The organism is Streptomyces sp., from assembly GCF_031178505.1.
GTDB classification, from domain to species: Bacteria; Actinomycetota; Actinomycetes; order Streptomycetales; family Streptomycetaceae; genus Streptomyces; species Streptomyces gulbargensis.
Genome location: NZ_JAPSIW010000462.1, coordinates 1 through 5,723 on the forward strand (window position 1 = coordinate 1; position 5,723 = coordinate 5,723).

Here is a 5,723-nt window from a genome sequence, read left to right on the forward strand (position 1 = left end):
GGCCGGCCTCAGCGCCATCCGTGGGTGCGGCTCAGGTGCCGGCTGAAGGCGGGTTCCGCGGTGAGCCGGCGGGCGTAGGCCCACAGGGCGGGGTGGGCGGTCACACGTGCCCGCCCTTCGGGGGTGAGGCGTCCGAGGTGGACGGTGTCGAGGTGGACCAGGGTGCTCCACACGTGCGCGTCGGCGAGGGTGGGCCGGTCGCCGAGGACGTACGGCCGGCCGGCGAGGCGGTCTTCCAGGGAGGCGAGCGCCGCCAGGAGGACGGTGAGCGGGTCGTCCCCGGCGCCCCCCTGTCCGGTCCGCGCCCTACCGGCCCGGCGGGCGGCCCGGTCGATGTCGCGCGCGCACCGTTCCGCGATCGCGTCGATCTCGTCCCGGTGCCGCTCGGGCAGCAGGTCGGGGCCGTCGCCCCGGAAGCGGAGGGCCAGGTCGCCGAGGATGTCGGGGACATGGGTGCTGACGATCCGTCCGGTCCAGTGGTCGCTGAGGACGGGGGCGGCGGCCGGTCCGCCGTACAGGTGGGCGCTGGCCTCGTAGAGCGGGCGGAGGACGGTGTACCCGCCGTCGGGCGTGTCGGGGATCGGCGGCAGGACGGTCAGCGGCACCGTGCGGTCGAGCGCGAGCAGGCCGTGGGTGACGGCGAGGGCGAGACAGCCGGGGCCGGAGGGTGCGATGTGGAGGCGGTAGCGGCGTGGGACGGCGTAGTGGCCGCTGCGCATGTCGCGGCCGATGCGCCCCCGGAAATGGGGCGCGGTGGAGGCGGGCAGGAGCGAGGACGGGACGACGGACATGCTTCTCCCTCGGAGTGCTCGGTGCTCGGAGCTCGGTTCTCGGGGCGCTCGTGCTCGCCGGTCGGAGGTGGTGACGGCGGGGCCGGGGGTGGCGGGTGCCCACCGGCCGACCTTTTCCTACTTGTTCGGTGGGGTTGTGGTCCCGAGTGTCCGGCCGCGCCCCGGCGTCGTCAAGGGCGCGCGGGGCGCACGCGGACCGGCCGCTCGCGTCGCCCGCGCCGGGCGGGGTCCGGGAAGGTCCGGTGCGGAATAATGCGCGCATGCGCATTTCAGCCAGGGCCGATTACGCGGTCCGTGCGGCCCTCCAGCTCGCGGCGGCCCGGGACGCCGGCCCCCTGAAGGCCGAGGCCATCGCCGAGGGCCAGGGCATCTCGCACAAGTTCCTGGAGGGCATCCTGGGCGACATGCGCAAGGGCGGCCTCGTGCAGAGCCAGCGCGGCGGCAACGGCGGATACTGGCTGGCCCGGCCCGCCGAGGCCATCTCGGTCGCGGAGGTGATCCGCTGCGTGGACGGCCCCCTGGTCTCCGTGCGCGGGGAACGCCCCCCGGACCTCGCCTACACCGGCCCGGCCGAATCCCTCCTTCCCCTGTGGATCGCCCTGCGCGCGAGCGTGCGCGCGGTGCTCGGCGTCTCGCTCGCGGAAGTGGCGGCGGCCGAACTGCCCGCCGAGATCACCGCGCTCACCCGGGACCCGGAGGCCTGGACCAACCCGTGACCACCGCCGCCCGCACGGCGGGAGGCTGACGGCGTCTCACATGACGGGATGCCCTTATCCGCAGTATGGACACCCCTTGGGGCTGCGACTCCCCCTCTGCCACCATCCCCACTATTCCAATGGGAATACTAGGGATCATGTGAGGTGACGTGAGCACGCAGAGGAAGTCGACCACGAGACCCGCGATACGCGCCGCCTCCACCGCCTCCACGGTGGCCCCGCCGGACGCCGCCACCCCCTCGGGGGACGGGTGGTCCCCCGGCGGCGGTACGGGCGACGGCATCTGGTTCCGGGTCACCCGCGAACTCGCCGACGACCTGGCCGTGGACGCCCCTGCCCGGGACCGGGCGGGCCAGACCCCGTACGACGAGGTCGCCCGGCTCCAGGAGGCGGGGCTTCCGGGGCTGCTCACGCCTCCGGGGGACGACGGCCGGGGCAGCGACTGGCGGGCCGCCTGCGCGGTGATCCGCGAGATCTCCGCCGCCGACAGCTCGGTCGGCGAACTCCTCGCCCACCACTACCTCCTGTCGTGGGCGAGCCACTTCTTCGGCCAGGACCCGGGGACCGGTTCGCCCGCGCGGCGGAAACGGACGGCGGAGGCCTCCCTCGGCGCCCGTGCCGCACGGGAGCACTGGCTGCTCGCCGGGGCCGTCGAACCCCCGCCTCCGGGAGCCGGATCCGGGCCCGGTCTCACGCTCACCCCGTCGGACGACGGCTGGCTCCTCGACGGACGGCGCGCCTTCGCCTCCGGTGTCACGGTGGCCGACCGCCTCGTCCTCGCCGCCCGCCCCGGCGGCAGCGGCGACGCCCTGGTCGTCCTGGTCGACCCGGCCTGTCCCGGCGTGTTCACGGACGGCGGCCCCGACCGGGTGGGGCAGCGGCTCGCCGGCGCGGGCACCGTCACCTTCGACCGCGTACCCGTGGCCCCCGCCGATGTCCTCGGGGTCCTTCCCCAGGACGAGGACACCTCCGCCCCCTTCACCACGCTCGCCCCCCTGGCCCTGCGGCTCCTCCTGGTCCACGTCGGGCTCGGCATCACCGAGGGGGCGCTGGCCGAGGCCCGGGACGTCACCCGCGCGGGCCGGGCGGGTCACCGGGCCGCCCCCGCCGGTGACCCTGCCGCCCGCCTCGCCGGAGCCGTACGGACGGTGACGACGGACGACCCGTACCTGCCGCTCGCCTACGGCGAGTTGGCGATCGAGGCCCATGCCGCGGCCTCGGTCGTGGAACGCGCGGACGACGCCCTCGCGTACGGGCTGCACACCGGGCGCGGCCTCGGGGCCGAGCAGCGGTCCGCCATCGGCGTCCTGGTGGCGGCGGCCGAGACGGTGACCGGCCGGGCCGCCGTACGCGTCACCACCCGCGTCCTCGAACTGGTCGACGGCGCCGGCGGCCCCGCCGGCCACGACGGTGCCCCCGGCTTCGACCGCTTCTGGCGCAACGCGCGGGCGCTGACCGCACGGACGCGCACGGCGCACCGGCTCCGTGACATCGGCGACCACTACCTGCACGGCACCGACACCCGCCTCACCCTTCCGGCCTAACCGGCCGTCCACGCGCCGCCGCGCCGCCGGGAGGCCGCCGGCGCGGCGGGCAGGAGCCCGGCCGTGCAAGGGTTTCCGGCGGCCTCGGAAGGAGGGCCGGGACGCCGCCGGACCTCGGGCCGGGGACCGCCGTCCTGTCGCCGTACGGCCGAAAGGGCCAAGCTGGAGGAAGGAGGGCCCGACCACCGGGCGGGTCCGGCAGCGTGCTCAGGAGGACGTCCGATGTCTCGTGAGATCGTCGCGGGAGTCGACGGCTCCCCCGAGAGTCTCGCCGCGGCCGACTGGGCCGCCCGCGAGGCTCTGCGCCGGGGGCTCCCGCTGCGGCTCGCGCACGCGTGGCGATGGGAACCGCTCGATCTCCCCCTGGTCCAGGACCCGGAGGGGCAGGAGCGGGCGGCCGAGGACGTGCTGCGCGAGGCACGGACGGCGCTCGCACGGCAGTACCCGGAGGTGTCGCTCACCGCCGAGCTGCTGCGGGACACCCCGGTCGCCGCGCTGCTCGGCACCGGCGAGCGGGCCGAGATGCTGGTGGTCGGGTCACGCGGACACGGCGCGGTGGCCGGGTTCCTGCTCGGCTCCTCCGGGCAGCAGATCATCGCCGGAGCGGCCCGGCCGGTGGTGGCCGTCCGGTCCCGTGACGGCGAACCGGCCGAACCCCCCACCGGGGAGGTCCTGGTGGGCCAGCTCGGCAGCCCCGAGGACAGCGCGGCCGTCCTGCGGTTCGCCTTCGAGACGGCGGCCGCGCGCGGCGCCCCGCTGCGGGCGGTCCGGGCGTGGAGCCTGCCGCCCCTCTTCGCGTACAGCCCGGCGTCGATGCAACTGGCCGACGAGGCGGGCGGACTCGTCCCGTACGAGGAGAAGGCGCTGCGCGACGCCCTCGCGCCCTGGCGCGAACGCTTCCCCGACGTGCCGGTGGCCGAGCACGTCGAACTCGGCAGCGCCGGACAGGTGCTGCTCTCCTCCTCGGGCGCCGCACAGCTCCTCGTGGTCGGGCGCCGGGCCCGGCGCGGGGCCGTCGGGCCGCGCATCGGCTCGGTGGCGCACGCGGCGCTCCATCTCGCACCGTGCCCGGTGGCGGTCGTCCCGCCGGAATGAGGGCGGTCCGCGAGCGGCGTGGCCCGCCACCGGGTCGACCCCACGGGTCGACGAGGTGACTCGGGAAGAGGGGGGACGGAAAGTGTTGTCGCCGCAGACCCGGTGGCTCTCCCCCAGTGCCGGATCGTCCGGCGACCCCGGAAAGAGAGCGGAGTTCCCATGCGGTACCACGAACACCCCGGACACCCCGAAGCACGCGACACCCAGGAGGGCGGGCCGGCCCCCGCGAGCGGCCGGCACCGCAGGGGTGGTGGAGGCCGGCGGCGCGCGTCCCGGCGGCCGGCGGGCCGCACCGCCGTCGCCCTGGCCGGCACCGCGGCCGCCGTGCTGACCGTGGCGACGGCGGTGTACGTGGCGGCACCGGCACCTGCCGCCGACCCGGCGCAGCCCCCGCTCGCCGCTCCGGCCCCGCCCTCGGACGCCACCACGGCGGCGGCCGTCGTCCCCGCGTCCGCCCCCGCCACCCCGTCGGTCCCGGTGTCCGCGCCGGCGTCCCCGTCCGCGCCCCGTTCGACGGCGGTCTCCCGCCCGCCGGCCGCCGCGCCCGCCACCTCCTCCCCCGCCGCCGTGCCGCGCACCCCGACGGCCGCCGCCCCCGCGCCCGCACGGACGGAGCCGGCCGCGCCCCCCTCCCCCACCGGACCGGCCGAAGTGCAGGTCGAGACCGGCGGGTCCGACGCCGCCGACCGGGCCGGGGGCGGTGCGGCCCAGTACGCCCAGCACGTGATCGCGCTGGTCAACGCCGAACGGCAGAAGGCCGGATGCGGTCCGCTCCGCGCGGAGAAGCGCCTGCGGCTCGCCGCGCAGCGGCACGCCGACGACATGGCCGCCCGCGACTACTACGCCCACGACACCCCCGAGGGCCGGGACGCGGGCGACCGGATCAGCGCCACCGGGTACACCTGGTCGGCGTGGGCGGAGAACATACACCGGGGACCGAAGACACCGGCCCGCGCGATGGAGGACTGGATGGAGAGCCCCGGCCACCGCGAGAACATCCTCAACTGTTCCTTCGACGAGATCGGGGTGGGGGTGTCCCTCGCCTCCAACGGTCCCTGGTGGGTGCAGAACTTCGGCAGCCGGCGCTGACCGGCCGCGGCGCCCCGTGGCTCACGGGGCGGCGAGCTTCTGCACCCAGATCGTGCCGCCGGGGCCGGGTGCGGAGGCCACGCCCGTGTCCCGGTACCGGCAGTCGAGCATGTTCTCCTCGTGCGCGGCCCCGTCCGTCCAGCCCTCCACGACGCCGGCGGGGTCGTCGGTGCCGCGCGCCAGGTTCTCGGCCCAGGCGCTCCAGGCGTAGCCCTCCGCGGTGATGCGGCTGTCGGCGAAGGCGCCTTCCGGGCTGCTGTGCCCGTAGTAGCCGCGCGCGGCCATGTCGCGGGCGTAGGCGCGGGCCGCGCGGACGAGCCGCGGATCGGTCCGCAGCGGGGCGCAACCGCCCTCGGCCCGCAGCTGGTTGACGAGCGCGGTCACCCGCTCGCCGGCCGGGGGCGCGGGGGCGGGTGCCGCCGTCGTCCGGCGCGGGGCCGGGCGCGCGCTCGGCGGCGGTGTCTTGGTGGTGGGGGCCGGGGCGGGGG

6 protein-coding genes are annotated in these 5,723 nt (G+C 76.9%); 4 read left to right on the forward strand and 2 right to left on the reverse strand.

The genetic code is table 11. The features are described from left to right. Positions 1-8: 8 nt before the first annotated feature. Positions 9-791 (reverse strand): glutathione S-transferase C-terminal domain-containing protein, encoded by a 783-nt coding sequence (locus tag RIF68_RS25205; RefSeq protein ID WP_309053589.1) that lies wholly within the window; start codon positions 789-791, stop codon positions 9-11. Positions 792-1,051: 260 nt separating this feature from the next. Between RIF68_RS25205 and RIF68_RS25210 the strand changes: the two genes are divergently transcribed. The 4 genes from RIF68_RS25210 to RIF68_RS25225 all read left to right on the forward strand — a co-directional run bounded on the left by RIF68_RS25210 (position 1,052) and on the right by RIF68_RS25225 (position 5,235). Further along, complete coding sequence (locus RIF68_RS25210) at positions 1,052-1,507, forward strand: Rrf2 family transcriptional regulator (RefSeq protein ID WP_309053590.1); 456 nt, start codon at positions 1,052-1,054, stop codon at positions 1,505-1,507. Positions 1,508-1,656: 149 nt separating this feature from the next. Continuing rightward, positions 1,657-3,051: an acyl-CoA dehydrogenase family protein gene (locus tag RIF68_RS25215; protein WP_309053591.1), complete on the forward strand. Its 1,395-nt coding sequence runs from the start codon at positions 1,657-1,659 to the stop codon at positions 3,049-3,051. A gap of 222 nt (positions 3,052-3,273) precedes the next feature. Continuing rightward, the gene (locus RIF68_RS25220; protein WP_309053592.1) at positions 3,274-4,146 is read left to right on the forward strand and encodes a universal stress protein; all 873 of its coding nucleotides are present in this window, start codon (positions 3,274-3,276) and stop codon (positions 4,144-4,146) included. Between the two features lie 159 nt (positions 4,147-4,305). Further along, positions 4,306-5,235, forward strand: coding sequence for a CAP domain-containing protein (locus RIF68_RS25225; RefSeq protein WP_309053593.1), 930 nt, complete (start codon positions 4,306-4,308; stop codon positions 5,233-5,235). A 21-nt stretch (positions 5,236-5,256) separates the two neighbouring features. On the opposite strand, the gene RIF68_RS25230 is transcribed toward RIF68_RS25225, so the two are convergent. Further along, a partial coding sequence (locus RIF68_RS25230) for a CAP domain-containing protein (protein WP_309053594.1) occupies positions 5,257-5,723 on the reverse strand: 467 nt, incomplete at its 5' end.

Bases quoted from the DNA above. Each gene is read 5' to 3' on its own strand.
- RIF68_RS25220 (WP_309053592.1), top strand. From the start codon at position 3,274: ATGTCTCGTGAGATCGTCGCGGGAGTCGACGGCTCCCCCGAGAGTCTC.
- RIF68_RS25225 (WP_309053593.1), top strand. From the start codon at position 4,306: ATGCGGTACCACGAACACCCCGGACACCCCGAAGCACGCGACACCCAG.
- RIF68_RS25210 (WP_309053590.1), top strand. From the start codon at position 1,052: ATGCGCATTTCAGCCAGGGCCGATTACGCGGTCCGTGCGGCCCTCCAG.
- RIF68_RS25205 (WP_309053589.1), bottom strand. From the start codon at position 791: ATGTCCGTCGTCCCGTCCTCGCTCCTGCCCGCCTCCACCGCGCCCCAT.